The organism is Massilia orientalis (genome assembly GCF_030411975.2).
GTDB lineage: Bacteria > Pseudomonadota > Gammaproteobacteria > Burkholderiales > Burkholderiaceae_D > Telluria > Telluria orientalis.
Genome location: NZ_JASNRB020000008.1, coordinates 330,341 through 355,032, shown reverse-complemented (window position 1 = coordinate 355,032; position 24,692 = coordinate 330,341). Strand labels below are relative to the sequence as shown.

Sequence of the window (24,692 nt, the reverse complement as noted above, 5' to 3'; positions counted from 1 at the left end):
CGCGGCCCGGGGGCCGCGGAAGACGCGGGGTAAGTCAGGAATGCGTATTCAGACGACCCGGTTGGTGGCGAGATCCCAGCCGCCCGACGTGTTGCCGCCGGCGCCGCCGCCGATCTTCTGCTGGGTGTACTTCCATTTGATCTTCGAGAATTTCAGGCCGACCTTCTCGTGCAGGAAATCGCCTTCCGCGACCGTCGGCTTGACGGAGCCGATCAACACGTTCTCGATCTCGATCTCGAAGTACTTGACGCGTTCGCCCTGCCCGTCGGCGCGCATGAATTCGAATTTCGCCTTCGGGATCGTCTTGCCCGACGAGCAGGTCTGCAGCAGCAGCGGCGAGGACAGGTCGGCCAGCTTGGCGATCTCGATCTCCTCGTGCTCGCAGCGCTCGGCCGTATGGCCACCGCCCGTCGACGCCGTCGCCGACTTCGGCTGGGTCACGCCCCAGTTGACCGCTTTGCACTCGATCCAATCCTTGTGCTTGTCGTCGGCCGATTCGCCCTTGATGCCGTCGATTTGCAGGTACACGTCAATTGCCATGTTCTACTCCAGTTCAAGTTGGTGAAAGAATCAGTTCTTGGTCGATTGCGGCAACTCCGCGACCAATCGGAGCGAAACAGACAATTCGTCGAGCTGGAAATGGGGGCGCAGGAACGACACGGCCCGGTACACGCCCGGCCGCCCGGGCACCTCGGCCACCTGCACGCTCGCCTCGCGCAGCGGGAATTGCGCCTTCTGTTCCTGGCTCGCGTTGTCGTCCAGGAGGACGTATTGCGTCAGCCAGCGGTTCAGGTAATCCTCGACGTTCGATGCGGCGGCGAAGCTGCCGATCTTGTCGCGCATCATCGCCTTCATGTAGTGGGCGATGCGCGACACGGCGAAGATGTATTGCAGCTGCGACGACAGCAGCGCGTTCGCGTTGGCCGCCTCGTTCGCGTACTTGCGCGCCTTCTGCGCCGACTGCGCGCCGAAGAACGCCGCGTACGACGTGTTCTTGCAGTGCACGAGCGAGATGAAGCCCAGGTCCGACAATTCCTTCTCGCGCCGGTCCGTGATCGCCAGCTCGGTCGGGCATTTCAGCGCGATCTCGCCCTCGTCCGTCTTGAACGTGTGGGTGGGAAGGTTTTCCACGAGGCCGCCGCCCTCGACGCCGCGGATCGCGGCGCACCAGCCATAGTCCTCGAACGCCTTGGTCAGCTTGGTCGCGAAGGCGTAGGCCGCGTTGCACCACAAGTATTTCTGGTGGTCGGTGCCGTCCACGTCCTCGACAAAATTGAAGCCTTCCGTGGCGGTGCCGTCGGCCGGGTTGTACGGCAAGCGGCCCAGGAAGCGCGGCAAGGTGAGGCCGACGTAGCGCGCGTCTTCCGATTCGCGGAACGCCTTCCATTTCGCGTATTCGACGGTGTCGAACACCTTGGCCAGGTCGCGCGGCTTGCCCAGGTCGCCGAAGCTCTCGATGCCGAACAGTTCCGGCCCGGCTGACGTTATGAACGGCGCATGGCTGGCCGCGGCCACGTGCGACATCTGCTCGAGAAAATAGATGTCCTCGGGCTGGCGCGTGATCTCGAAATCGCCGATCAGAGTGCCATACGGCGCGCCGCCGAAGCTGCCGAATTCTTCTTCGTAGACTTTCTTGAACAGCGTGCTCTGGTCGAATTCGAGCGCCGACTGGAAGTCCTTCACGAGCTCGCGCTTGCTCGCATTGAGCATGCGCACCTGCAGGCCGTTGCTCGTCGCCGTGTTCTTCACGAGGTAGTGCAGGCCGGTCCAGCTGCGTTCCAGCTTCTGGAATTCAGGCGCGTGCATGATCGCGGACAACTGGGCCGAGATCATCCGGTCCAGCTCCGCCAGGCGCGCATCGATCGTGGCCGACAGATTCGTCGACACGACCATCGTGCCCTCCATTACCTGGCTCACGAGCTCGGAGATGATGTCGCGCGCCCGTTCATGTTCGCTGCTCGATTTCGCCACCCGGCTCTGTTCGACGATCTGGTCGAGCAGGGACATGTCCAGTTCAGGAGCCGCTGCCTGCGCCGCGTTCGCCGTATCGAGGATCGCGCTCATGCTTCCTCCTTGCCGCCTTTGCCGCCTTTGCGGAGACTGCCCAGTTTTTCCGTATTCGACAGCACGTCGCTGAGCAGGTCTTCCAGCTTGTCGTTGCCGGCCAGCTTGTTGCGCAGGTCGGCCAGCTTGCCGCGCGCTTCCAGCAGGCCCTTCAACGGCGCCACCTGCTGCACGACGGCTTCCGGACGGAAGTCGTCCATCTGCTTGAACTGCAGCTGCACGGCGAATTCGCCGCCTTCCGGCGACAGATGGTTCTCCACGCGGAAGCTCGTCGCGGGGGCCACGGCGCCCAGCACTTCGTCGAAATTGTCGGCGTCCACGTTGACGAAATTGCGGTCCTTCAGGCGCTTCTTGGCCGCATCGGGGTCCGAGCCGAAGTCGCCCAGCACGCCGACCACGAACGGCAATTCCTTGTTTTCGATCGAATCGCCGATCTCGACGTCGTACGTCATCTGCACGCGCGGCGCGCGCACCTTCTGCAGGCGTTTCTGCACGCTTTCATTCTTTGCCATGTCGACTCCAGTGGGCTGTGGACGGATTATTTGAGCGCGCCGAACGGATCGCTCGATGCGGTGGTACGGGCAGTGGACGCGGCGCCGACGGCCTTCTTGATCGTCTCCTTCACGCGCGGCGCGGCGGGACGGTTGTTCGGCACCAGCACGTCTTCGTTGAGGCTCGTGCGCAGCAGCTTGGCCAGGTCCTGCGCCTCCGTGCGGACGTTGCCGGTGAGGTTGTTTTTCTGGCTCAGGTCGAACAGCGCCTTGCTCGTCACGCGCAGGCCGCTGACGGCGACGATGCTGTTGGCCAGCGTATCGTCCGGGTCGCGCTCGAGCGCTTCCAGCGCGTCGACGATCGCCTCGCCGTAATTGGTGCTGTCGAAGTGCATCTGGGCCATGCGCACCCATGGCGTCTTGTCGGTCGGGAAGGCGGTGCCGGCATTCTTCAGGATCGCGTAGGCCTTGTCGTTCTGGCCCGCGAGCACGGCGGCATCCACCTCGGCCATCGCGCTCGCCATCGTCGGCGCCGCCTTGGCCGCATGGCTTGCCGCCGGCGCGGTACTGGCGCAGGCCGACAACAACATGACACATGTGATGGGCACCGCCGCAAGCGGCATCAGGCGTTCGAAGGTCATCTGGCTCTCCCGGGTTGAAATCAGACGCCATTATTGGTGAACGGTTTCTGGGGAGAATTGCGTGCCATCAACGCAGGTTTGCTGCCTCATTGCGCCGCGTCGAAGAGGCTGTTGAGCGGGTATTGCGCCTGCTCAGGGCGCATGGCGGGCGATCCCGTTAAATCGTCGTGTTCTCTTTATCAGATGCAAGGAGCAACGATGAAACGAACGTGGATCGTGTTGTGCGCCGCCGGTCTGCTCGGCGGTTGTGCCGGCGGCACGCTCGGGCTGCGCAAGCCGGCGCCCGTACCGGAATCCCAGCAGCCGCCGCGCAACGTCGTCATGCACCTGCATGCGGCGCCGCGCCTGAACGTCGACGCGCGCGGCCAGTCGCTGGCGCTGCTCGTCAAGATCTACAAGTTGCGCCAGCGCGGCGCGTTCGACCAGGCACCCTACGCCGCGTTCCTGTCGTCGCAAGCGGAGCGCGAGGCCCTCGGCGCCGACCTCGTCGAGGCCAGGGAAGTCACGCTGGTGCCGGGCCAGCGCCTCGACATCAACGACAGGCTCGCGCGCGACACGCCCTGGCTCGGCGTCGTCGCCCTGTTCCACGCGCCGTCAGGCAATGCCTGGCGCGCCGTCATCCCGGCCGCGGATGCTGAAGGCACCGGCGCGACCATCGGCCTGCACGCCTGTGCCCTGTCGGCCGGCAATGCCGCCAAGGCTTTGTCTCTTGTCCACTGTCAATAAGCGCCGCAACGTTTCCAGCAAGCTAGAGATTTGCGAAGGGAGGCTCATGAACACTCCGGCGAAAGTTTTATGGGGCGAAGGGCTGTTCCTGCGTCCCCAGCACTTCCAGCAACAGGACCGCTACCACGAAGCGCGCCTGAACGAGACGGCCAGCGCCCTGCATCCCTATTGCTGGGGCGTGCGCCGGCTGGCCATCGATGCCGATGCCCTCAAGGCGGACACGCTGCGCGTGACCGAGCTGGCGCTGATCTTCCCCGATGGCGACCTCGTGCGCGCTCCGGACCAGGATCCGTTGCCGCCCCAGATTCGCCTCGACGAGCTGCCGCCCGACGTCCAGACAATCACCTTCCACGCCGCTCTGCCCGTGCTGAAAACGCATGGCGACAATTGCGCCGAGCGGGGCGCGGCGCGGCCGGATGCGCGCTTCGGCCAGCGCGAGCACGACACCCAGGACCTGTTCAGCCAGGCCGCGCCGGCCCCCGTGGCCTACCTGACCCGCACGGTGCGGCTTGTGTCCGAACTCGATGCGCTCGACGCCTACGACAGCTTTCCGCTCGTGCGCCTGCAGCGCGTGGCGACAGGCGGCTTCGAGATCGACCAGGCGTTCACGCCGCCCAGCCTGTCGATCGCGGGCGCGCAAGGCCTGCACGCGCGTCTGGTGCGTCTGATGGAAAAACTGCTGGCCAAGGTGAATGCGCTGTACGGCCATTACCGCGAACCGGGCCGCCACGTCGTCGAACTGCGCGGCGGCGACGTCGCGTCGTTCTGGCTGCTGCACACGGTCAGCACCGGCTACGCGGCGCTGACGCATTACCTCGCCCACCGGGAACTGCATCCGGAGCGCCTGTTCCAGGAGCTCCTGTCGCTGGCCGGCGGGCTGATGACGTTTTCGCGCACGGCCCGGCTGGAAGACCTGCCGGCCTATGCCCACCAGGATCCCGGACCGGCCTTCGCCCGCCTCGACGGCATCCTGCGCGAACTGCTCGACACCGTGATCTCGTCGCGCTACTTCGCGATCGCGCTGTCGAACGACCGCCCCTCGTATCACCTGGGCGCGCTCGACTCCGGCAAGATCAATGTCCAGACGACCTTGTACCTGGGCGTGGCCGCCGACCTGCCGGCGCTGCAGCTCGTCGACATCGTCCCGCTGCGCTTCAAGATCGGCGCCCCCGAAGACGTCGACAAACTGGTGCTGACCGCCATGCCCGGCGTGAAGCTGGCGCATGCGGCCCAGGTGCCCAGCGCGCTCCCCGTACGCCCGGACATGGTGTATTTCGTGCTCGACAACCGCGGCGTGCTGTACGACAGCATGCTCAAGGCGCAGGCCATCTCGATCTATGTCCCGAACGGTATCCGTGACCTTAAACTCGAACTGATTGCGATCGCAGCATGAGCCATCCCGTCGAACGGCGCGCCGCGCCCTCCCCGCGCGGCGCCGCCGGCACCGCCCCCGCCTCCCTCGTCGACCTGATGTACGAGGGTTTCTACGCCCTGTTCCTTTTGAAAAACGGTTGCGGCCCGCAGGAGCAGGCCGCGTTCGCCGACCGCATGACGGGCTTCCTCGGCGAAGTCGACCGCAGCGCCAGGTCGCTCGGCATCCCGGCCGACGACGTGACGGCAGCCAAATATGCGTTTTGCGCGGCCGTCGACGAGATCATCCTCGGTTCCGAGTACGCCATCCGCGAAGCGTGGGAAACCCGTCCGCTGCAGCTACGCCTGTTCGGCGACCAGCTCGCCGGTGAACATTTCTTCCAGCGCCTGGAAGACTTGCGCGCCAAGGGCAGCGCGCACCTGCAGGCACTCGAGGTTTATCACCTGTGCCTGCTGCTCGGCTTCCAGGGCCGCTTCGCGCTGGACGGCCGCGACAAGCTGAACTACCTGACGGCGCGCCTGGGCGACGAGATCGCCCGTATGCGCAACAAGAGCCGCACGTTCGCCCCGCATGCGGAACGGCCGGACCAGATCGCCCACAGGATCGGCAGCGACACGTCGCTGTGGATCCTGTGCGGCGTGTTCGCGCTGGCCGGCCTGGGCGCCTACCTGGGCTATCGCAGTGCGCTGGGGCGCGAGACGGATCGGGCGCTCGTCAGCTACAACGACCTCGTCAAGCTGCCGCCGCGGTCGGCCAATGTGACGATCACGCTACCGTGACGTCCGGGTGCCCGAACGTCTGCAACGAGTGCATGAAGTAATGGCCTATCAGCACGTCGGACTCGGCGCACAGCCGGCGCGCGGCGTCGAACATGGCGTCTTCGACCGGGTCCAGGCACGGCCGCAGGATAGTCGCCATCTGCATCGGGGAATGCAAAGCGGAGCTTGCGGATCTCGTAAGCCGTCCCGCCGACCGTCTGCTGCTGTTCCGGCGCGAGCACGGGCGACGCGACGACGCTGATCTTCGCGCGGCTCGCCGACACCATGCCTTCATGGGCACCACTGTCGACGCAGGTGATCACGAGGTGGACGTCGTTGCCCACCGCCTGCAGGCCCTCCGCTAGCGCCAGGAAAGGCCGGATGTCGCCACGGCCGCCCCACGTTTGCATGGCGATGTTCATACGCGCCATTGCAAGAATATTAACCCTGCAAATATATAACGAAAACGCGTGCGGGGCTTATTGGACGACCTTGAATTCAATCCGGCGGTTGCGCGCCCTGCCCTCGGGCGTGCGGTTGTCGGCCACGGGGCGATCCGGGCCTTCGCCGGACACGGCGACCATGTCGGGCTTGACGCCGCGTCCGACGACGTACGCCTTCACGGCCTCCGCGCGCGCCTGGCTGAGCGATAAATTGCCCGCGCGCGAGCCGGCATTATCCGTATGACCGATGACTTCGACCCGCTTGTCCTTCAGGCGCAGCAGCGCCACGCTCATCTGGTCGAGGATCGCCTTGCCGGAATCCGTCAGCGTGGCCTGGCCCGATTCGAATTCGATGATGCGGTTGGCGAGCGCCGCATCCAGCATGCCCTGCTCCGAGGCCGCCACCCGCAGGCCGTTGTTGACCGTGTAGCCCGGATCGAGGGCGAGCGCGATGTCGCTCGCGATCTGCGTGCGCTGGGCTTCGCTCGCGACGTCGCCGCGCAGGCTCACGCTCGTGCCGTCGACCTGCAGCTGGCCGCGGCTGATCAGCTTCAGGTTCGGGCCGATCAGCTTGCCGACACGGTCGTTCCAGTTCGCCGGCATCGAAACGCGGCCGACCGCGAGCTGGTCCACGATCCGGTCCGCGCCGTACACAGCGCGCAGGCGAGCCAGCAGCGCGGCCTTGCTGGCGTCGTCGGCGACCGTGCCGGACACGACGATGGGTGCGGTGGCCTGGGCCTGGGCCTGGGCCTGGGCCTGGGCCTGGGCTTGGGCTTGGGTCTGCGCGCTGGCGGGCACGCTCGTGACGGCCACAATGGCCGCGTAAAGGATCAATGTCTTCGGCATCACAGCGCGGCTCCGATAAAGGTTTTCAGGAACAGTTCGTGCGCGAGCCGCAGGGGCAACGCCGGCTGCTCGAGGTAGCTGGCCAGCGCACGCACGTCCACGTCCAGGCCGAGCTGCTCGTCGATCCAGGCGTTGTCCGCGAGATGCACCTGCTGGTCGGCGGCGACGATCGGATCGATCAGGGCGTGCAGCGTACCGGGCGCCGCCCCGCCGAAGCCGACGACGAGCGCGGGATGCTCACGCACGCGGGTGACGAACAGCACGAGGTCGAAGCCGCTGCGCCGGATGAACGGCAGCACCAGTTCCAGCCAGAAGGCGGCGGCCGCATGGCGTTGGAGACCTTCACGCGGCAGCGGCAGCACGAGGCTCTTGTGCAGGCTCGCGGGACGGCTGTGCATCACGGGCTGCAGCAGCAGGCCGAGCCCAAGGATCATCCGGTTGACCTCCAGTTCCAGCTGCGTCGTCAGTTCGCCGACAGTGGACAGGGCCAGATAGCTGTCCAGCGCGGCGTCGTGTTCGCCCAACGCCACGGGCGCGTCCGCGATCGCCTGCAGGTAGGCGCTCGGGTCGGTGCTGCCCAGTATTTGCGGCGCCATGCCCTCGAGGTAATCCCACAACGGCGCGAACGCGAGTGGGCAGCGCGCGACGAAGCGGGCGGGGTCGGGCAGGTCGACGGTCCGCATCATCAGGAACGGGAAGCGCCGCCCCGACCGGTCGTGGCTGGCGACGAGGTGGCCGGCGACGGCATGACGCCGGTCCGGCCCCACGAAGGCGAAGCTGGCCGGGGCCATCGCATCGTAATTCAGCTTCCAGCGCGCATCGGACGGCAGCCGCGTCATGACCTGCGCGATCCAGTCGTCCAGCATGCCGATCACGGGCTGGTCGTCGGCCAGCTTGACGAAGTCGCTGTGCGCCGGGATCTTGCCGAAATAGCCGATGCGGCTCACGGCGGGCGCGCGCTGGGCAGTTCGGTTCGGGGCGCGGTTCACTGCGCCGCTCCTGCAAGCGCCGGGCCGGTGCCGCTGGCGCCGATCGCACCTGCGCGGCCGACGATGGCGTCCGGCAGGCGCAGGCCGCGGAAGCCCTGGCTGGCCTGGGCGTTCCCACCGGACGTGTCCGTGCTGCTGACGCGCTTGAGGTTGACGGCCACCGAGACGTTGCCTGCGTTCCAGCGCAGTTCGTGCGTACCCGCATCGAGGCGCTTCTTGGCCGCTGCCTCGATCATCTTCTGCAGCCCGAACTCGCCCGCCTCGTTGAACAGTTCGACCGTGCGGCCGTCGAACGTCACGGCGCTGATCTTCGCACCGCTGCTGCCCTGCGGACCGGGATGCACCATGTTGACCCAGGCTGCCGGCGTATTCCGGTAGCGCAGTTGCTGGCCGTCGATCTCGATCGTGTATTCGGTGACGCCGGGTGCGGTCAGCGGCAGCAGCTGGAACACGGTCTGCGGGCCGCCGCCGGCCGCCACGCCATTGGCCGACAACGGCGCCACCCAGCCGGGGAAGCCACTGACCGCTAGCGGCGCCAGCGTGATGCCGATGTCGGCCCAGGTGCGGCTGCTGAGCACGTCGCCACGGCGCACGACCAGCTGCCCCATCGTCGTGCCCACGAATTTGGCGACGACGCCGTCCGGGCCGAACACCTGGCCGATCTCGGCCGGCGTGGCCTGGATCTGGGCAGACGGCGCGAACGGATACTTGGCCGCCAGCGTCTTCTGGAACGGCTCGACGACCTGGGCCTGCCACGTCTTGTTGATCTCCGATTCCGAGGGCAGCACGATCATTGCGAACGTCTGCACGAGCGGCCGCACGAGCAGCGGGCGCAGCATCTGCTTCTGTGTGTCCGTCATCCCCGTCAGCATCTGCTCGTCGACGTACTTCAACGCTTCGGCCAGTTCGGAACCATTGCCCTCCAGCGTCTGCTGCATCAGCTGCTTGGCGCCGGGGCCGGGATCGCCCTGGTTCTTCAGCTGGTTCAGGCGGCTGCGCAGCTTCGACAACGCATCGAGGTAGCCGGTCATCAGCGACGCATCTTTTTCCTTGACGCCGACCAGGCGCGCGACGCCGCCGAATTCGCGGCCGACCGGGCCGGCCGCCTGCACGCCCCCCACCGGCAGCGGGCCCATCGCATCGGCCACCTGGCGCGCCTCGCTCGGCGCCTGCCGCAGCACCACCTCGCGGAACCAGCCTGCAAGCCCCCGCTTGAGCTTGACGGTGTCGACCCGGGCCTGCGTGGGATCGTCCCAGGATGTCTGTTCGTGGACAGTCTTGAGCACTTTCGCCAGCGGCGACGTCAGCGGATCGCCGAGGCGGTTCATCGCCTGCACGCTGGCGTCGAAACCATTGAGGTCGGCGATCGTCACGCCCTGCACGAACTTGCTCCATTCGCGCGCATAGTCGCTCTTGTACATCTCGACGAGGGCTTTCTGGATCTGCTCCGGGCTGCCCTCCAGCGTGAGATCGTCCTTGGCAACGCTTTTCAATACCCAGTCGCTGCTCTGCAGTTCGCGGGTCGACGCCTCGCGGATCGCGCCCTGCACGAATTTCTCCCAGGCATCGCGGGTGTACGCGCCGCCGACGGCGTAACTGCCGACGACCAGCGCCTGGTCCTGTTCACCGACGATCCGCGCCACCGTCACGCCCGGGAATCGCGTCGACGCGCGGGTGCGGATGTCCGCATACACGCGCTCGCGCGCGGGCGTGCCGCGCACGACGCGGCGCAGGTTCTCGCGAGCGGTGTCCAGCAGGCTGAGCTTGGGCGTGATCTGGGGCCACGCCTGGTCGTCGATATGGGCCAGCACGAAGGTCAGCTGGCGCTCGGCGCTGCGGATCATCTGCTCGCGCGGCATCGTGCCCCGGTTCGCTTCGAGCCAGCCGCGCCAGAAGCGCGTCAGCTGGTCGTTCAGGTGGCCGGGTTCGGCATGGCTCTTGTCCGCCAGCATCAAGTAAGTCTTGAGCGCGTTATAGGCGTCGCCGACGTTCGTGGCCGAGACATCCTGGTAGGGCTGGCCGGGTTTGGCGGCTGGCGTCGCCCGCACGTTCGGGTCGAGCTGCGACGCGTTCGCGTTCATCTCCGTCAGCAGGTTCTCCAGCGCCCCCGCCACCGGCTGTACCATGACTTCGCGCACGCCGGCGAAATACTCGTCGCGCAGCTTGCGCTCCAGCGCCTCGCCCTGGTACAGGCCGAACGCCAGCGCCCACGGGCGGTCCTGGCGATACTTGTCGAGCTGCTCGATGCGGTCCTGCAAGATGTCGAGCCCTTCCAGCCGCGACTGCAGATCGGTCCGGCCGGCCTGCAGCTTCATGACCTTGTCCAGGTCGGCCCTGACGTTCGCGACCAGCTGCCGGTTCCCCATGTAAGACCAGCTCCAGCCGCCCAGCGCACAGCCGAGCAGCAGGGTGGCGACGAAGAACGCGCCGATCTTCATGCGTGTGGCGGCTGGACTCGTATAGCGCTTGACCAGGTCGCGGTCGGCGAAGATCACCTTGCGGAACAGCTGCAGCAGGAAAAAGCCGGACTGCTCGGAGCCGGGCGCGGCGTCGTCGCCGGCTTTCTCGCCCAACGGGCGCAGCTGCAGGTCGAACCGTCCCGCGACGCGCCGTGCCGACTGGTTCTCCACGCTGCCCTCCTGCAACGCGCTCGTGAAATAAAAGCCGCGGAACACGGGTTTGAACTGCCACGTGTTTTCCTCGAACAGGGTGGCGAGGAAGGCCCGCAGCTGGGGCTTGAGCGCGGCAAATTCGAGCGGGAACGTGAACACGCCAGGGCGCAGCGCGGTGCTGCGGTTGCCCGCCATGCTGGCCACGCTCATCTCCTTGAGGCCGTCGTGCAATTCATCGAAATGCTGGTCGAAGAATGCCAGCACGTCCTGCGGCGTGCTGCGCCGGTTGTAGCGCAGGGTCGCGCCCCAGACGCGCTCGCGCTCGGTCAGTTCGCTGCCGTGGAAAAAGTCGGCAAAGCCGGCAATCAGGTCGGCCTTCGTGAAGATCACGTACACGGGCGCGTGGACGCCCAGCCTTTCGGTCAGTTCCTGCACGCGCGTGCGCAGGCTCTTCGCCAGTTCGATCGACGTCTCGGGACTCCCGCCGCCCAGCTCGGCAACGCTGACGGCGATCAGGATGCCGTTGATCGGCGCGCGGGGGCGGTACTTGCGCAGCAGGTCGAGGAAGCTGAACCACTCGGCGCGGTCCGCGTCGAATACGGAATAGCGCCCGGCCGTGTCGAGCAGGATGCCATCCGTCGTGAAGAACCAGTCGCAGTTGCGCGTGCCCCCGACGCCCTGCACCGCCTTGCTGCCGGGGATCGGAAACGTCAGACCGGAATGCTTGATCGCGCTGCTCTTGCCGGCCGCCGGGTTCCCGATGATCATGTACCACGGCAGCTCGTACAGCGCCGCGGCGCCGCGCGTCAGGCCCAGCTTGGACGTCTTGATCGTGTTGATGGCTTCCAGCATGCCCTTGCGCAGCACGGCCGCGTCGTTGCGCGTCGCCTGGGCCTTGCCGTCGGTCTCCGCGCCGGTCAGGATCGCTTCGCCCAGCCGGCTGGCCGCGCGCTTGCGCAGCCAGGCCCGGATGAGCCAGGCGATCCCTCCCGCACACAGGAGGAGCAGGCCCAGCAGTGCGGCCCAGATGAGGGCCGTGTCGAGGGAATCCGCGCCCAGCAGCACGAGTGCTGCAAGCACGCCGATGCCGATCGCGGCCAAAACACGTCTGTCGGTGAGGAACTGCCAGAGTCGGGCCATCATGTTCGTTCGGAAGGTTGGTGAATACCATCAGCAATACTGGCACTATTTCCTTGTCGAAAATTTGAGGTGAGACAACGCTCCGGGAACCGTCCGCCATCAGCGCCGCATCACCCCGCGCATCCGCAACTCCGCATGGCCGAAGTCCATCATCGTCCAGCGCCCACCCCAGGTCAGGCCCAGCGATTCGGCGACCTCGCCGTAGAGCTGGTAGCCGCGCATGGCCCAGGGGTCTTTTTCCGAGATCACGAGTTTGCCGTCCCGCCAGAACGCACAGTCCGCCGCCAGCCCGTACTGGTGCCAGCTCTGGAATGCACGTGCGTTCGTCACCTGTGAACCCATGCCGGCCAGCATGTCCTGACGGGCCGGGCTGCGGTACCCCTCCAGCAGTGCCATCTCGTAACCGTATTTTTCCTTCATGATCTTGAACACCAACAGCAGGCGCTGGCTGAACTCCGGCCGCAGCAGCCCCCAGTTGCGGCTGGCGTCCACGAGCATCGGACGCACCAGTTCCACTTCGCGCGTGCCGAACGCGAGCGGGGGCAACGCGGCCGGCGGCACCAGCTGCTCGCCCTTGAGCAACGCGGCCACCTGGGCGTCGACGACGGTGTCGGTGGGCTCGTAGTCGGGCAGCATGTCCGGCCGGCGCATCAGCAACGCGAGCAGCGTCGGGATCAGCACGAGCGGCACGCCGACGGCGAACCACGCCCAGTGCCGCCGCAGCATCCTGCGGCCGTCGAACCACACGCCGCGCGCGCCCGACCAGGACGCCCGCAGCGTGGCATTACCGCTGCGCTGCCAGCCCCCGACGCGCCATTGGAGCCGGCGTTGCAGCATGCCGAGCACCTGCAGCACCGACGCCCGTCCGCCCGGGAACAGGGCGAGCCAAATGACGCTGCAAGCCAGGAAAAAGTACAAGAATGCGAGGAAGATCAGCATCGGATTCTCCGGTTTGTTTCTAATTGGAACTAGTTTTCCAATCTTAGGAGTAACGCGGTGCGCCCTACAGATGAAAATCAACCTGGCTCCAGACGTCCCAACCTGATGTCGTCGTCGCGCCGGGCAACCAGCGAAATCAATATCCTGGCCATGCTCGACGGCCAGGCACCCGGGCGCCGGCTCCGCGCCCTGCCGGTCGTCGTCTGGTACGGCGCCGCCGGCGTGCTGGCGTGCTCCCTGCTCGTCGTCATCGCGTGGCTCGTCCACGGCGCGACGCCGGCGCGCGACAGCACGCCCGTCGACGTGCCAGGCACGCGCGCCACGCTGACCACGGAAAGTCCGCTGTCCATGCCGGTGCCCAATACGTACGCGACACCTGCGGCAGCCGTCCCAGCGCGCGGCGCCGTCATCATCGATCTGCCCCAGCCTGCCGCCATTGCAGCGTCCGACGTGGCCAGGCGCGCCCCGGCCGGTACGACGGCGCCCCCTTCGTCTGCCCCATCGCGCCATCCGGTCACGCGTCCCGCCACGCCGGCCGTTCCTTATGCACGGCCACAACCGGAGTCCCGGACGACCGCACCCCGGGCGCTGGCCCATGCGGACCCGGCACCGCCGCGCCAGAAGCGGACCGCCGGCGCCTCCAGGACGACGCCGTCAACGACCGGGGTCGATACGGACGTCGCCCTGATCTCGGCCATCCTCCAGCACACCGGCACCCGTAACGAGGCGGCCGATGGCGCGGGAACGGCGGCGTGCACCGACAAGTCGTGTGGCCCGCGCATGCCACCCCGACAATAGGGCAGCCTGTCCGGAAAACCACGCCGCGGGCTGTAACGACAGCAAAACTGCTGGGCCATCGTCGCCGGCACCGTTATACTGTACAAAAGTACAGTTGGCGCGGTATGACGATGATCAGAGTCCTGGAAAACGAGTTTTATTATCTGGATAACTTCCAGCGCGTGCTGGACTGGATCGCCGAGCGCTACGCCGACCTGCTCATCGACGAGGAACACGCGTTCATCGCCGCCTTCCCGCAATTGCCGCAACCGGCCCGCGCCCTGTTCGTGAGAATGGCGATGCGCAAGGGCACCCTGTTCCGGGCCAGCAAGCTCAACTACGCGGAGATCGGCTGCCCGCGCGCCGCGGCAGAGGCCCTGCTGCCCAGCGGCTGGATCGAGTCGGACCCCGTCCTGACGCTCGACGAGCTGTTCGACCTGCTCTCCAAGCCGGAACTGGCCGGGGCGTTCGGCCTGACCGGCGCGCAGAAGAGCGCGCGCAAGGCCGACCAGCTCGAAGCGCTGCGCGGCGATCCCGCGCACGAGGCGGACCGCCCGTTCTCGCATTGGCACCGGCATTGCGACGACCTCGCATTGCGCCTGCTCGTGCAACCGCTGTGCGACCGCCTGCGCCTCATCTTCTTCGGCAACCTCTCGCAGGACTGGACGGAATTCGTGCTGTCCGACCTCGGTCTGTTCCGCTACGAGCGCGTCGAATTCTCGTCGGCGTCGCGCGGCTTCCGGGCCCGTCACGACATCGACCACTACCTGCAGCTGCACGCGTGCAAGGAACGTTATTACGCGGGCGAGGCGGCGCTGGACGTACTGGCCGACCTGCCCCGCCATGCGTTCGGCAACGACTGGCTCGACAGCCGGCGCGAACGTCTGCTGTTCCAGCTCGGCCAGCTGCTCGAAAAAGAGCGGGACTGGGACAATGCGTATGCCGTGTACGCGGATTGCCGCTATCCGGGTGCGCGCGGCCGTGCGATCCGCGTGCTGGAAAAGCACGAGAAATTCGACGAAGCCCATGCGTTGTTCGAGACGGCGCAACAGGCCCCGGAAAGCGAGGCGGAGCGCCAGCACCTGCTGCGCCTGGGCCCGCGCCTGGCGCGCAAGCTGGGCCATCCGAAAGGCCCGCCGCGCCGCGCGACGCCGGCCGCCCGGCTCGACCTGAGCCTGCCCCTGCCGGGCGGCGAATGGCGCGTCGAAGGCGTCGTGCTGGAGCATCTGGCGCGCGCCGACGCGCCCGTCTTCTACGTCGAGAACACGCTCGCCAACACGCTGTTCGGCCTGTTGTGCTGGCGCGCGATCTTCGCGGCCGTCCCGGGCGCGTTCTTCCACCCGTTCCACCGCGGCCCGGCCGACCTGTTCGCGGCCGACTTCTACCAGCGCCGCAAGGACGCCTTCGAGGCCTGCCTCGCACTGCTGGACGACGGCCGCCACCGCGCCGCCATCCTCGCGACGTACGACGAGAAGGCAGGCCTGCAATCGCCGTTCGTCGCGTGGGACTGGCTCGATCGCGGCATCATCGAACTGGCGCTGGACTGCATCCCGGCGGCGCACCTGACACTGTGGTTCCGCCGCATCCTGCAGGACGTGAAGGAAAACCGCACGGGCTTCCCCGACCTGATCCAGTTCTGGCCGGGCGAACAGCGCTACAACATGATCGAGGTGAAGGGCCCGGGCGACCGCCTGCAGGACAACCAGCTGCGCTGGATCGATTACTGCGCCGAGCACGGCATGCCGATCACGGTGTGCTACCTGCAATGGGAGCAGGCCGCCGCATGAACGACGCACGCTACGTCGTGTCCGTGCGTGCCCTGTGCGAATTCACGGCCAAGCAGGGCGACCTCGACCTGCGCTTCACGCCGTCGCCCACGGCGCAGGAAGGCATCGCGGGCCATGCCGTCGTGGCATCCCGCCGCGACGACAACTACCGCAGCGAAGTGACGCTGGCGGGCGACTGGGGCCCGCTGCACGTGCGCGGACGGGCCGACGGCTACGACCCCGACCGCAACCTGATCGAAGAGGTCAAGACGTACCGCGGCCAGTTCGCGCGCATCCCCGACAATCACCTGCGCCTGGCCTGGGCCCAGTTGCGCGTCTACGGGCACCTGATGTGCGAGGAGCTCGGGATGGACGACGTCAACCTGGCGCTCGTCTACTTCGACATCGGCACCCAGCAGGAAACCGTGCTGCGCGAGACCCACACCCGCGCCGACCTCGCCGCGCTGTTCGAAGACCAGTGCCGCCGCTTCGTCGCCTGGGCCGAGCGGGAACTCGCGCACCGCGGCGCGCGCGACGCCGCGTTGACGGCGCTGCGTTTTCCGCACGCTGACTTCCGTCCCGGCCAGCGCCAGCTCGCGGAAGCCATCTTCCGCGCCAATGCCGGCAAGCGCAGCCTGCTCGCGCAAGCCCCGACCGGTATCGGCAAGACCGTCGGCACGCTGTTCCCTGTGCTGAAGGCGGCACCCGGCCAAGCGCTCGACAAAGTGTTCTTCCTGGCCGCGAAGACGCCGGGACGCCAGCTCGCGCTGGACGCCGCTGCCACGTTGAAGTCCGGGGGCACGCTGCCGTTGCGCGTGCTCGAATTGAGCGCGCGCGACAAGGCCTGCGAGCATCCGGACAAAGCCTGCCATGGCGATTCGTGCCCGCTGGCCCAGGGCTTCTACGACCGCCTGCCGGCCGCGCGCGACGCGGCGGCGCACGCGGACATGCTCGACCGCGCCGCGCTGCGCGAGATCGGTCTCGCGCACGACGTCTGCCCGTACTACCTGGGCAGCGAGATGGTCCGCTGGAGCGACGTCGTCGTGGGCGACTACAACTACTGGTTCGACGGCGGCGCGATGCTGTACGCGCTGGCGCTGGAACGCGGCTGGAAGGTCAGCGTGCTCGCGGACGAGGCGCACAACCTGGTATCCCGGGCACGTTCGATGTACACGACGACGCTGCAACGCGCGGGCCTGCGCGCGGCACGGGCCATCGCACCGCCGGCGCTGCACAAGCCGCTCGACAAGGTCAAGCGCGCGTGGACGGACGTGAGCAAGTCCGCGCCCCTGCCCTACCAGGTGCTGGACGGCCTGCCGGACAAATTCCTGAACGCGCTGCAGGGCGCGGCCAGCGCCATCACGGAGCACATGGCGGCCTTCCCCGTACCGCTCGACCCGGAACTGCAGGATTTTTATTTCGGCGCGCTGCAGTTCGGCCGGCTCGCGGAATCGTTCGGCGAGCATTCGCTGTTCGACGTCACGCGCGAGGACGAGCGGAACACGACCCTATGCATCCGCAACGTCGTCCCCGCCCCCTTCCTCGGCCCGCGCTTCGCGTACGCCCATTCGACGACGCTGTTCTCCGCGACTCTGAGCCCCTGGCATTATTTCGCCGACCTGCTCGGCATGCCGGCAGACACCGCGTGGATCGACGTCGACTCCCCGTTCACCGCGAGCCAGCTGGACGTGCACGTCGCGCACGGCATCTCGACGCGCTACCAGGCCCGGGCCGGTTCGCTCGCGCCGATCGCGACCCTGATGGCGGACCAGTACCACGAAAAGCCCGGCAACTATCTCGCGTTCTTTTCCAGTTTCGACTATCTGCAGCAGGTGGCGGACCGCTTCGAGCGCGACCATCCGGACATCCCCGTATGGCGACAGGCGCGCCGCATGAGCGAGCCGGAACGTGCGGACTTCCTCGCGCGCTTCGTCGCGGGCGGTCGCGGCATCGGCTTCGCGGTGCTGGGCGGCTCGTTCGGCGAAGGCGTCGACCTGCCCGGCGAGCGCCTCATCGGCGCCTTCGTCGCGACCCTGGGCCTGCCGCAGGTGAACCCCGTCAACGAGCAGCTGCGCCAGCGCATGCAAGCGATGTTCGGCGCGGGCTACGACTATACCTATCTCTATCCCGGCATGCAGAAGGTCGTGCAGGCGGCGGGCCGCGTGATCCGCACGGAGCAGGACCGCGGCGTCGTGTGGCTGATCGACGACCGCTTCGCGCGGCCGGAAGTGCAGGCGCTGCTGCCCGCCTGGTGGCCCGTCGGCAAGGCCGCCTCCTAGCGCCTCATTCAGGGTGGACGGGGCCAGGCGCGGCGGCGACGCCATGGCCGCCCTGAATCAGCCGCTAGCGCATCAGGTCGCGCACCTTCTGGTAACCGCTGCGGCTGATGGGAATGCGCGCCCCCGACTTCAGCACGGCGCAGTGACCATCCTTCCCGGTCGGCTCGATGCGCGCGATGGTGCCCAGGTTGACGATGTACGACCGGTGCACGCGCAGGAAGGCCTGCGGATCGAGCTGGCTTTCCAGTTCGGCCATGCGCTGGTTCTTCAGCCACTGCCGGCCTTCCGAACAGATGGCCACGTAATCGTCCTGGGCCTCGATGTAGTCGATGCGCGCGACGGGAATGACTTGCACGCGCGCGCCGTCGCGGATCAGCACGCGCTCGATCGGCTGGCGGCGCGCCTGCGCATCGCTCACGAGCGCGCGCATGGCCTCCTCGCCCTGCATCGCGGCGGCGGGGGCGGCGAGGCGGGCGCGCGCATGCGCCAGCGCCTGCGCGAGGCGTTCGCGCGTGAACGGTTTCAGCAGGTAGTCGAGCGCGTGGACGTCGAAGGCCCGCAACGCGAACTGGTCGTACGCGGTGACGAACACGTAGTGCGTCTTCGCGCCGGCCAGCTCGACGACTTCGAAGCCGTCCAGCTTGGGCATCTGGATGTCGAGGAACACGAGATCGGGCGCCATCTCCGCGATGGCCTTCACGGCCTCGAAGCCGTTGGCGCATTCGCCGACGATCTCCACGTCGGGGTGGAGGCCGAGATGCTCGCGCAGCACGGCGCGCGCCAGGGGTTCGTCGTCCACGATGATCACGCGCATGCGTCAGATCCTTTCGGGTTCGGGATGGGGTTCGTCGGCCGTCACCGCCGGCAGTGCGAGCTCCACGATGAAGCGGCCGTCGCGCCGCATCCAGTGCGCGCTCGCCTCATGCCCATGGTCCGCCGCGAGGCGCTGGCGCACGTTGACGAGGCCCAGGCCCGTGCCGCGTGCCGAGGCTGTCCCGTCGACGCTGTCGGGATCGACATCGTTCTCCACGCGGATGCGCAGGATCGAGCCGGCGCGCGTCGCCTCGATGCGCACGAGGCCTGTCTCGATCATCTGGCCGATGCCGTGCTTGATCGCGTTCTCCACGAGCGGTTGCAGCAGCATCGGCGCCAACAGGCACTCACCGGCGGCGGGATCGATGGCGGTATCGAAGCGCAGCCGGTCGCCGTAGCGCACCTGCTCGATGGCGACGAAATGCCGCACGATCTGGAGTTCCTGGCCGAGCGTCACCTTGCGGTCGGCGCGCAGGCCCAGCGTGTGCCGGAAGAACTCGGCCAGTTGCACGGTCATGGCACGTGCGGCCGCGGGGTCGAGCGACGTCAGCGCGCTGATCGAATTCAGGCTGTTGAACAGGAAGTGCGGATCGACCTGGGCGCGCAGCATGCGCAGCTCCGCATCCTGGGCCATCAGCTTCATCTCCAGGCGCTGCGTCTCGAGCTGGCGCACGCGTTCGGTCTCGATCAGCAGGTAGTTCACGGCGGCCGCCAGGCCGTACAGGATCAGGCCGAGACCGAACATCGACGCCAGCACGGGGCCGCTCGCGACGGGCACGTAGCCGTCCGGCGCCAGCGCGGACAAGAGGCTGTTCCACACTGCGCCCATGCCGCACCACAGCCCGGACACGCAGGCCGCCGTCATGCCGACGCCGGCGGCGATAGCGAGCGGACGGCGCCGTCCCAGCGGATACGCGCGGCACACGTAGTAGGCGGAAAAGCCCGCCGCGTACGCGAACCAGAGCGCCAGCGGCACGGCGAACAGCACGCTCGCCCCCCAGCCCGCGCCGCTGACGGCCAGCATGGCCGCCAGCAGCAGGCCCAGCATCAGCCAGGCCAGCAGGTAGAGCGCCGTCGCGCGCCAGCTCGCGAAAATGCCGTGCATCGGCCGCGCCTTTAGTTACGCACTTCCACGCCGCCCATGATGGCGTAGCCGGTGATGACGAGGCGCTTGCTGGCGTCGGGCGGCCGGGCCGTCTTTTCCGCAAAGCCGCCCATCACGGGCGTGCCGTTCAGGACGACGGTCCAGTCGGACGGAACCTTGATGTTGATGCCGCCCCAGACCGTGAAGACGTTGATCACGGCTTCCTTGACGATGGACGCGTCGCGCAGGTCGAGCGCGCAGCCGCCCATCACGGCCGTGATCTCGCCGCCGCGGAAGTCCTGAGTGCTCACGCGGCGCTCGAAACCGCCCAGAACGGCGACGATGTCGACGACGTTGTCCGGACTCGTGCCCGCGGCAACGCCGTCGCGCACCACCCGCCCCGGGCCCAGCGAGCGGTACAGCACGAGCCCCCCGAGCGCGATCATCACGAGCGGCCACAGCGTGCCCCAGCTGATGGTGAAGTAGCCCATGCGGCTGACGATCATCAGGAGGCCGATCCCGATCAGCACGCCGCCCATGTAATTGCCGCTGCGGCCGCTGCGCGTCCCGTTGCCGAACAGGGCGGCGCAACCGGCCACGATGAAGGCGAGCGGCCAGAACCCGATCGCATGGCGGAAATTCAGGATGTCGAGGTTATCGAGCAGGAACAGGACGCCCATGCCCACGACGATCAGGCCCAGCACGACCTGGCTCGACGCGCGGTTCGTGTTATTTTCCATGGCCGTCCCCTCCCTTCGGGCCGAAGCGGCGCTCGGCGATCGGCCGGATCGCCATCGTGATGCCGCTGATGATGATGAACAGGGGCCAGCTGTTGCCGAACGTGAGGCCCCACAGGCCCTCGAGCACGGCGAACAGCCACAGGCCGATGAACACGGTCCACAGGCCGTTGGAGAATTCGCGGGCGCTCGGGTAGCCAATGGTCTGGTTGATGCCCACGACGACCAGCAGCAGCGGCGCATAATGCCACAGCGAGCGGACGTCGAACACATCCATCTGGTCCAGCAGGAAGGCCACGCCCAGCCCCACCAGGACCAGGCCCCACAACACCTGGCGCCGCAGGTGGTAGGAAGCTTCGCTATTCATGTTTCCTCCGTTGTGATCGAATGTCGACACGATAACGGAGGTCGGCGCGCGGGTGGAAGTGCTTTTCGGCCAATGGCGGCGCCGTCCCGGTGAATGGCGACGGGGCCGGCGAATGGCAAAGGGCCCGCCATGTCGCCATGGCGGGCCCTTCGGAAAGCCGATGAATCAGGCCGCGGCTTGCGGACGCTGCCCCTTCTGCTGGTTGCGGTACTTGGCGCGCGCAGCGGCCAATTTAAGGGCTTCGCGCGCGACGTTCATCTTGTGGATCTCCTCGCGCTCTTTCTTGCCGCGGTGCTGGGCCACGTGTTTGCTGCCGATCTTGGCGGTCATGATGCTTCTCCTGTTCGGTGACGGTGAAACTGGTTCAAGAGCGGGAGGTGCCGATCCGGTCGTCCGACGGCATCAGCATGCCCCACCCCAGCTGGCGCCGGATTTCTTCCGGCGTCGGCGGCGGTTTCGGGTCTTTCGAACGCCGCTCGAGGTACTCGCGCACGAGATGCTTGGGGGGATGGTTCGTCGTCGTCGTGGTCATGGCAACCTCCGCTTCCGTTGAAGCCGGCGCGTTCATCGCCGGCTTCGAAATTGGTGCCGGTCCTCGAGGCGACCGGCTGACCTGTCGAGGTGGTTGGCCACCTGCGGAAGATCGCTTGGTGCCTCACTCGACGCCTCCATCGTAGCGAGTCCAACGGGGTCGCAACCGTTAGATGCCGCACACTGTGCGCCCCCATGAGTTCCAGTCCTACAGGCCATCTTCAAAGAGACCTACGCGGCAACAAGAAATGCAATAAAAACGGGGCCGCAGCCCCCTTGCGCCTGTCGGCGACAACGTCAGAAACGATATTTCAGGTTCACATAGAACTGGCGGCCGCTGACGTCCAGCTTCTGCTGCTCCTCCTCGCTGTAACGATAGTAGGCGCGCTTCGCATTGGTCAGGTTCGTCGCATCGAACGTGAGCAGCAACTGCGGCGTGAGGTTGACGCTGGCGTTGAAGGCCAGCGTCGTCACCGGCGCGGCCATCGTCGGCGCCGTCGGCATCAATACGCCGTTGACGCTGTACAGGCCCTGGCTGTTGGCCGTCGGCGCGGGCGCCGTGGAGCTGTTCACGTATTCGCTGCGGTAGTTCGCGACGAGGCGCAGCGACACCTTGTCGTTCTCGAAATAGCCGCCCAGGTTCGCGGCCCATTCGGACGCGCCGACCATCGGCCGGCCGTCGTCGACCTTCGTGTGCGCGCGGCTGATGTTGCTGGTGAAGCCAAAGCCCGTCGTGCCGAACGGTTGTTCGTACGACAGTTCGAGGCCGGCGATGTGCGCCCCCTGCTGCTCCGACGTCTGGACGGTGTACGTCTTCATCGCCTGCGCCGCCGAATCCCACAGGTCGATCGTGGCGCCGCCCGTGGTGCCGGTCTTCGCATAACCCTGGATGCGCGAGTAGAACAGGTCCACGCCCACCATCGAGCGGCGCGAGAAATACCACGCCCACGACGCGTCGAGGTTGTCCGACGTGAGCGGCTTGATGTCCGGGTTCGGGCCCGTCACGCGGCACCCCTGCGCATCGCACGTCGGGGAGCCGAAGCCGGCGCCGAGCAGGTTGTAGTTCTGGCGGCCCACCGTGCGGCTCGCGCCGAAGCGCAGGATCTGGTCCTTCGTCAGTTCGTAGCGCACGTTCATGCTGGGCAGCCAGTTGTTGAAGCGGCGGTCCGTCTTGATGAAGTAGTAGGTGTTGCCCGTGTTGTTCTTGAAGGGCTCGTTGTCGTAGACCGGCTGCAGGTCGCCCGAGGTCGTGATCGCATCCGGATAGGCCGCGCATGGAATCGCCGGCTGGCCGGGCGCGGCACGCAGGCAGACGCCGGCCGGAATCGGCGTCGGGATGTCGGCGTTGATACGCGTCTGCACGAAGCGCAGGCCCACGTTGCCGGACCAGCGCTCGCCCTCCAGGTTGGCCATCACATAGGCCGCACCCTGTCGTTCGCGCATGTGCAGTTCGGACGCGATGCGGCGCTCGTACTGGTCGCTCGTCGCCTTCGTCGCGCCCTGGAAGTATGCCATCAGCACGGCGGGGTCGAACGTATAGCCCGTGTTGTCCCAGCCGGCCGGGCCGTCGAGACCGGCGCCGAAGTCGGACGGCCACGGAATCGTGCCGGTCGGCGCGCCGATAGTGATGTCGCGGTTGTGATAGGCCGGGTAGCGGCGCGCGCTGTCGCGGTGGTGGTCGGCGTAGCGCACGCCGCCTTCGACCGACTGGACCCAGCCCTTGTCGACGCGCCATTCGCCGTCGACCTGGCCGCTCGTCTCGCGGTCCGTCGTCTTCAGGCCGGAGATCGTCCGCACCACCAGCTGGTCGGGCCTGGCGCCGGTGCCGTAGTACTTCACGTACGGCGCGTTGTCGACGCCGGCCAGCGCGTACGACACGCCCGTGCCGAAGCTCGCATAGGTCAGGCCCTGGTCGTAGTCCGTCTTGCCGACGCCGCGCGTCGTCGACAGCAGCGTCCTCAGCGTGAGGTCCTGGTTCACGCGCCACTTGCCATCCAGGTCGAGGAAGGAACTGGTGGCACGCGCGCCTTGGCGGTAAAAGCCTTCCGAATTGCCGATGTATTGGGGCGGCGTCCCGTCGGGGAACATGATGTCGGCGCTTTTCAGCACGCGCAGCTGGTCGCCGTACATCGTCGTCTCGGTGACGATGACGGGGTTGCGGATCGACGCGAACACCTGCTGGCCCTGGGCGCCCACGGTGTTCGGCGCCGTCGCGCCGGTGGCGCCGTCGGCCAGCGACGCTTTACCGAGCAGCATGCTGTACATGGCGCCGGCCTTCAGGCGACCGTAGTTCGGCGCCTTCAGCGTCGACGTGAAGCCCGTCACCGTGACGTCGACGTCCTGGTTCGGCTTGAACTCGAGCGAGAACATGCCGCCCTTGCGGTCGCGCACGCCCTCGACGAATTCCGTGCTCATCGAACCGGGCAGGCGCACCCCGTTCAGGTCGGCGGCCTTGTAGCCGCTGCCCGCCAGCGACGCGTCCGTGTTGCCCTTCATCGTGGTCGTGTTGATGACGTCCCAGCCGCTGCTCGTGCCGTACGCGAGGCGCGACGCGGAATCGCGGCGGATGTAGCGCTTTTCCGCGAAGCCCTGCAGGATGAAGCCGAACGTGCCCGCCTCGTTCTTCCAGTTCACGGACGCGTTCAGGTCGGGCGCCGTCTTGCCGGGCAGGGTCGCGTAGCTGGCGCCGACGCTGGCCACGCCCGACAGGCGCTCCTTCTGCGCCAGGGGTTTGCGCGTCGTGACGTTGATGGTGCCCGCGAGGCCGCCGTCGACGATGTTCGCCTGCGACGTCTTGTACACGATGGCCTGGTTCAGCACCGACGACGGCATCAGGGACAGGCTCGTGGAACGGCTGCTCGATGCCTGGTCGGCGATGTACCAGTCGCCGCTGCTCACCGCGTGGCCGTTGAACACGATCAGCGACATGTCCGGATTGGTGCCGCGCATCGCCACCTTTTCCGCTTCGTCGTAGTCGGTGCGCACCGCCACGCCGGGCAGGCGCTGCAGCGAATCGGCCAGGTTCTTGTCCGGCATCTTGCCCACGTCCTCGGCGGTGATCACTTCGACGTTGGCGGTGGCATCGCGCTTGACGGCCAGCGACTTCGCCATCGACGCACGGATGCCCGTCACTTCGACCGTTTGCATCTGCGTGCTGCCGGCGTCGTTCTGGGCCAGCGCGGGCGTACCCGCCACGCCCAGCCATGCCAATGCGACAGCGGCCGCGAGCGGCTTCTGCTTCAACATTTCTCTCTCCTCTGTAGTCATCGTCGGGGCCGGTGTTTCCCGGTCTCGCGCTCAGTATTGACGATGACAAA

At 67.2% G+C, this 24,692-nt stretch carries 22 protein-coding genes; 6 read left to right on the top strand and 16 right to left on the bottom strand.

The window, feature by feature from the left end; all coding sequences use genetic code 11:
- Positions 1-48: 48 nt before the first annotated feature.
- From QPK29_RS15520 to QPK29_RS15505, 4 genes are read right to left on the bottom strand one after another with little or no spacing between them, the layout of a single operon-like run.
- The gene (locus tag QPK29_RS15520; protein ID WP_371762614.1) at positions 49-540 is read right to left on the bottom strand and encodes an Hcp family type VI secretion system effector; all 492 of its coding nucleotides are present in this window, start codon (positions 538-540) and stop codon (positions 49-51) included.
- A 30-nt stretch (positions 541-570) separates the two neighbouring features.
- Entirely contained in the window at positions 571-2,064 is a 1,494-nt protein-coding gene (gene tssC / locus QPK29_RS15515) for a type VI secretion system contractile sheath large subunit (protein WP_056128114.1), read from the bottom strand.
- Positions 2,061-2,576, bottom strand: a complete 516-nt coding sequence (gene tssB / locus QPK29_RS15510; RefSeq protein WP_371769853.1) for a type VI secretion system contractile sheath small subunit — start codon at positions 2,574-2,576, stop codon at positions 2,061-2,063. Before tssB ends, tssC begins: the two co-directional genes overlap by 4 nt.
- 26 nt (positions 2,577-2,602) lie before the next feature.
- A complete protein-coding gene (locus QPK29_RS15505; protein ID WP_371769854.1) occupies positions 2,603-3,196 on the bottom strand; it encodes a tetratricopeptide repeat protein in 594 nt (197 codons plus the stop codon).
- 198 nt (positions 3,197-3,394) lie between these two features.
- Here QPK29_RS15505 and tssJ point away from each other — a divergent pair, with 198 nt between their 5' ends.
- Genes tssJ through icmH form a run of 3 tightly spaced genes read left to right on the top strand, consistent with a single transcriptional unit; the run spans position 3,395 to position 6,073 of the window.
- A complete protein-coding gene (gene tssJ, locus QPK29_RS15500; RefSeq protein WP_371769855.1) occupies positions 3,395-3,922 on the top strand; it encodes a type VI secretion system lipoprotein TssJ in 528 nt (175 codons plus the stop codon).
- A gap of 46 nt (positions 3,923-3,968) precedes the next feature.
- On the top strand, positions 3,969-5,315 hold the full coding sequence (gene tssK / locus QPK29_RS15495; protein WP_371769856.1) for a type VI secretion system baseplate subunit TssK: 1,347 nt from the start codon (positions 3,969-3,971) through the stop codon (positions 5,313-5,315).
- On the top strand, positions 5,312-6,073 hold the full coding sequence (gene icmH, locus QPK29_RS15490) for a type IVB secretion system protein IcmH/DotU (protein ID WP_371769857.1): 762 nt from the start codon (positions 5,312-5,314) through the stop codon (positions 6,071-6,073). Before tssK ends, icmH begins: the two co-directional genes overlap by 4 nt.
- Here the strand turns inward: icmH and QPK29_RS15485 are convergent.
- The 5 genes from QPK29_RS15485 to QPK29_RS15465 all read right to left on the bottom strand — a co-directional run bounded on the left by QPK29_RS15485 (position 6,060) and on the right by QPK29_RS15465 (position 13,021).
- Positions 6,060-6,212 (bottom strand): hypothetical protein, encoded by a 153-nt coding sequence (locus tag QPK29_RS15485; protein ID WP_156404042.1) that lies wholly within the window; start codon positions 6,210-6,212, stop codon positions 6,060-6,062. The genes icmH and QPK29_RS15485 overlap by 14 nt on opposite strands.
- Positions 6,213-6,531: 319 nt before the next feature.
- Positions 6,532-7,341, bottom strand: a complete 810-nt coding sequence (locus QPK29_RS15480) for an OmpA family protein (protein WP_371769858.1) — start codon at positions 7,339-7,341, stop codon at positions 6,532-6,534.
- Complete coding sequence (gene tagF, locus QPK29_RS15475; RefSeq protein ID WP_371769859.1) at positions 7,341-8,330, bottom strand: type VI secretion system-associated protein TagF; 990 nt, start codon at positions 8,328-8,330, stop codon at positions 7,341-7,343. Before tagF ends, QPK29_RS15480 begins: the two co-directional genes overlap by 1 nt.
- Positions 8,327-12,082: a type VI secretion system membrane subunit TssM gene (tssM, locus tag QPK29_RS15470; RefSeq protein WP_371770028.1), complete on the bottom strand. Its 3,756-nt coding sequence runs from the start codon at positions 12,080-12,082 to the stop codon at positions 8,327-8,329. The genes tagF and tssM overlap by 4 nt, the downstream gene beginning before the upstream one ends.
- Before the next feature lie 99 nt (positions 12,083-12,181).
- On the bottom strand, positions 12,182-13,021 hold the full coding sequence (locus QPK29_RS15465; protein WP_371769860.1) for a M15 family metallopeptidase: 840 nt from the start codon (positions 13,019-13,021) through the stop codon (positions 12,182-12,184).
- A gap of 57 nt (positions 13,022-13,078) precedes the next feature.
- Here QPK29_RS15465 and QPK29_RS15460 point away from each other — a divergent pair, with 57 nt between their 5' ends.
- The 3 genes from QPK29_RS15460 to QPK29_RS15450 all read left to right on the top strand — a co-directional run bounded on the left by QPK29_RS15460 (position 13,079) and on the right by QPK29_RS15450 (position 17,843).
- A complete protein-coding gene (locus tag QPK29_RS15460) occupies positions 13,079-13,819 on the top strand; it encodes a hypothetical protein (RefSeq protein WP_371769861.1) in 741 nt (246 codons plus the stop codon).
- A gap of 110 nt (positions 13,820-13,929) precedes the next feature.
- Positions 13,930-15,585, top strand: coding sequence for a VRR-NUC domain-containing protein (locus QPK29_RS15455; RefSeq protein WP_371770029.1), 1,656 nt, complete (start codon positions 13,930-13,932; stop codon positions 15,583-15,585).
- Positions 15,582-17,843, top strand: a complete 2,262-nt coding sequence (locus QPK29_RS15450; protein ID WP_371769862.1) for an ATP-dependent DNA helicase — start codon at positions 15,582-15,584, stop codon at positions 17,841-17,843. The genes QPK29_RS15455 and QPK29_RS15450 overlap by 4 nt, the downstream gene beginning before the upstream one ends.
- A gap of 64 nt (positions 17,844-17,907) precedes the next feature.
- On the opposite strand, the gene QPK29_RS15445 is transcribed toward QPK29_RS15450, so the two are convergent.
- The 7 genes from QPK29_RS15445 to QPK29_RS15415 form a co-directional block, all read right to left on the bottom strand.
- Positions 17,908-18,657: a LytR/AlgR family response regulator transcription factor gene (locus QPK29_RS15445; RefSeq protein WP_371769863.1), complete on the bottom strand. Its 750-nt coding sequence runs from the start codon at positions 18,655-18,657 to the stop codon at positions 17,908-17,910.
- Positions 18,658-18,660: 3 nt separating this feature from the next.
- Positions 18,661-19,761, bottom strand: a complete 1,101-nt coding sequence (locus QPK29_RS15440) for a sensor histidine kinase (RefSeq protein ID WP_371769864.1) — start codon at positions 19,759-19,761, stop codon at positions 18,661-18,663.
- Positions 19,762-19,772: 11 nt separating this feature from the next.
- On the bottom strand, positions 19,773-20,480 hold the full coding sequence (locus tag QPK29_RS15435; protein ID WP_371769865.1) for a LiaF transmembrane domain-containing protein: 708 nt from the start codon (positions 20,478-20,480) through the stop codon (positions 19,773-19,775).
- Positions 20,470-20,844 (bottom strand): LiaF transmembrane domain-containing protein, encoded by a 375-nt coding sequence (locus QPK29_RS15430; protein ID WP_371762600.1) that lies wholly within the window; start codon positions 20,842-20,844, stop codon positions 20,470-20,472. The genes QPK29_RS15435 and QPK29_RS15430 overlap by 11 nt, the downstream gene beginning before the upstream one ends.
- A 165-nt stretch (positions 20,845-21,009) precedes the next feature.
- Positions 21,010-21,174 (bottom strand): hypothetical protein, encoded by a 165-nt coding sequence (locus tag QPK29_RS15425; RefSeq protein WP_200949101.1) that lies wholly within the window; start codon positions 21,172-21,174, stop codon positions 21,010-21,012.
- Between the two features lie 34 nt (positions 21,175-21,208).
- Positions 21,209-21,376, bottom strand: a complete 168-nt coding sequence (locus QPK29_RS15420) for a hypothetical protein (RefSeq protein ID WP_200949099.1) — start codon at positions 21,374-21,376, stop codon at positions 21,209-21,211.
- 296 nt (positions 21,377-21,672) lie between these two features.
- On the bottom strand, positions 21,673-24,621 hold the full coding sequence (locus QPK29_RS15415; RefSeq protein ID WP_371769866.1) for a TonB-dependent receptor: 2,949 nt from the start codon (positions 24,619-24,621) through the stop codon (positions 21,673-21,675).
- Positions 24,622-24,692 lie beyond the last annotated feature (71 nt).

Bases quoted from the DNA above. Each gene is read 5' to 3' on its own strand.
- QPK29_RS15445 (WP_371769863.1), bottom strand. From the start codon at position 18,657: ATGCGCGTGATCATCGTGGACGACGAACCCCTGGCGCGCGCCGTGCTG.
- QPK29_RS15430 (WP_371762600.1), bottom strand. From the start codon at position 20,844: ATGAATAGCGAAGCTTCCTACCACCTGCGGCGCCAGGTGTTGTGGGGC.
- QPK29_RS15485 (WP_156404042.1), bottom strand. From the start codon at position 6,212: ATGGCGACTATCCTGCGGCCGTGCCTGGACCCGGTCGAAGACGCCATG.
- QPK29_RS15455 (WP_371770029.1), top strand. From the start codon at position 13,930: ATGATCAGAGTCCTGGAAAACGAGTTTTATTATCTGGATAACTTCCAG.
- icmH (WP_371769857.1), top strand. From the start codon at position 5,312: ATGAGCCATCCCGTCGAACGGCGCGCCGCGCCCTCCCCGCGCGGCGCC.
- QPK29_RS15435 (WP_371769865.1), bottom strand. From the start codon at position 20,480: ATGGAAAATAACACGAACCGCGCGTCGAGCCAGGTCGTGCTGGGCCTG.
- tssK (WP_371769856.1), top strand. From the start codon at position 3,969: ATGAACACTCCGGCGAAAGTTTTATGGGGCGAAGGGCTGTTCCTGCGT.
- tssC (WP_056128114.1), bottom strand. From the start codon at position 2,064: ATGAGCGCGATCCTCGATACGGCGAACGCGGCGCAGGCAGCGGCTCCT.
- QPK29_RS15415 (WP_371769866.1), bottom strand. From the start codon at position 24,621: ATGTTGAAGCAGAAGCCGCTCGCGGCCGCTGTCGCATTGGCATGGCTG.
- QPK29_RS15450 (WP_371769862.1), top strand. From the start codon at position 15,582: ATGAACGACGCACGCTACGTCGTGTCCGTGCGTGCCCTGTGCGAATTC.
- QPK29_RS15520 (WP_371762614.1), bottom strand. From the start codon at position 540: ATGGCAATTGACGTGTACCTGCAAATCGACGGCATCAAGGGCGAATCG.
- tssB (WP_371769853.1), bottom strand. From the start codon at position 2,576: ATGGCAAAGAATGAAAGCGTGCAGAAACGCCTGCAGAAGGTGCGCGCG.
- tssM (WP_371770028.1), bottom strand. From the start codon at position 12,082: ATGGCCCGACTCTGGCAGTTCCTCACCGACAGACGTGTTTTGGCCGCG.
- QPK29_RS15465 (WP_371769860.1), bottom strand. From the start codon at position 13,021: ATGCTGATCTTCCTCGCATTCTTGTACTTTTTCCTGGCTTGCAGCGTC.
- QPK29_RS15425 (WP_200949101.1), bottom strand. From the start codon at position 21,174: ATGACCGCCAAGATCGGCAGCAAACACGTGGCCCAGCACCGCGGCAAG.
- QPK29_RS15480 (WP_371769858.1), bottom strand. From the start codon at position 7,341: ATGCCGAAGACATTGATCCTTTACGCGGCCATTGTGGCCGTCACGAGC.
- QPK29_RS15420 (WP_200949099.1), bottom strand. From the start codon at position 21,376: ATGACCACGACGACGACGAACCATCCCCCCAAGCATCTCGTGCGCGAG.
- QPK29_RS15505 (WP_371769854.1), bottom strand. From the start codon at position 3,196: ATGACCTTCGAACGCCTGATGCCGCTTGCGGCGGTGCCCATCACATGT.
- tssJ (WP_371769855.1), top strand. From the start codon at position 3,395: ATGAAACGAACGTGGATCGTGTTGTGCGCCGCCGGTCTGCTCGGCGGT.
- QPK29_RS15440 (WP_371769864.1), bottom strand. From the start codon at position 19,761: ATGCACGGCATTTTCGCGAGCTGGCGCGCGACGGCGCTCTACCTGCTG.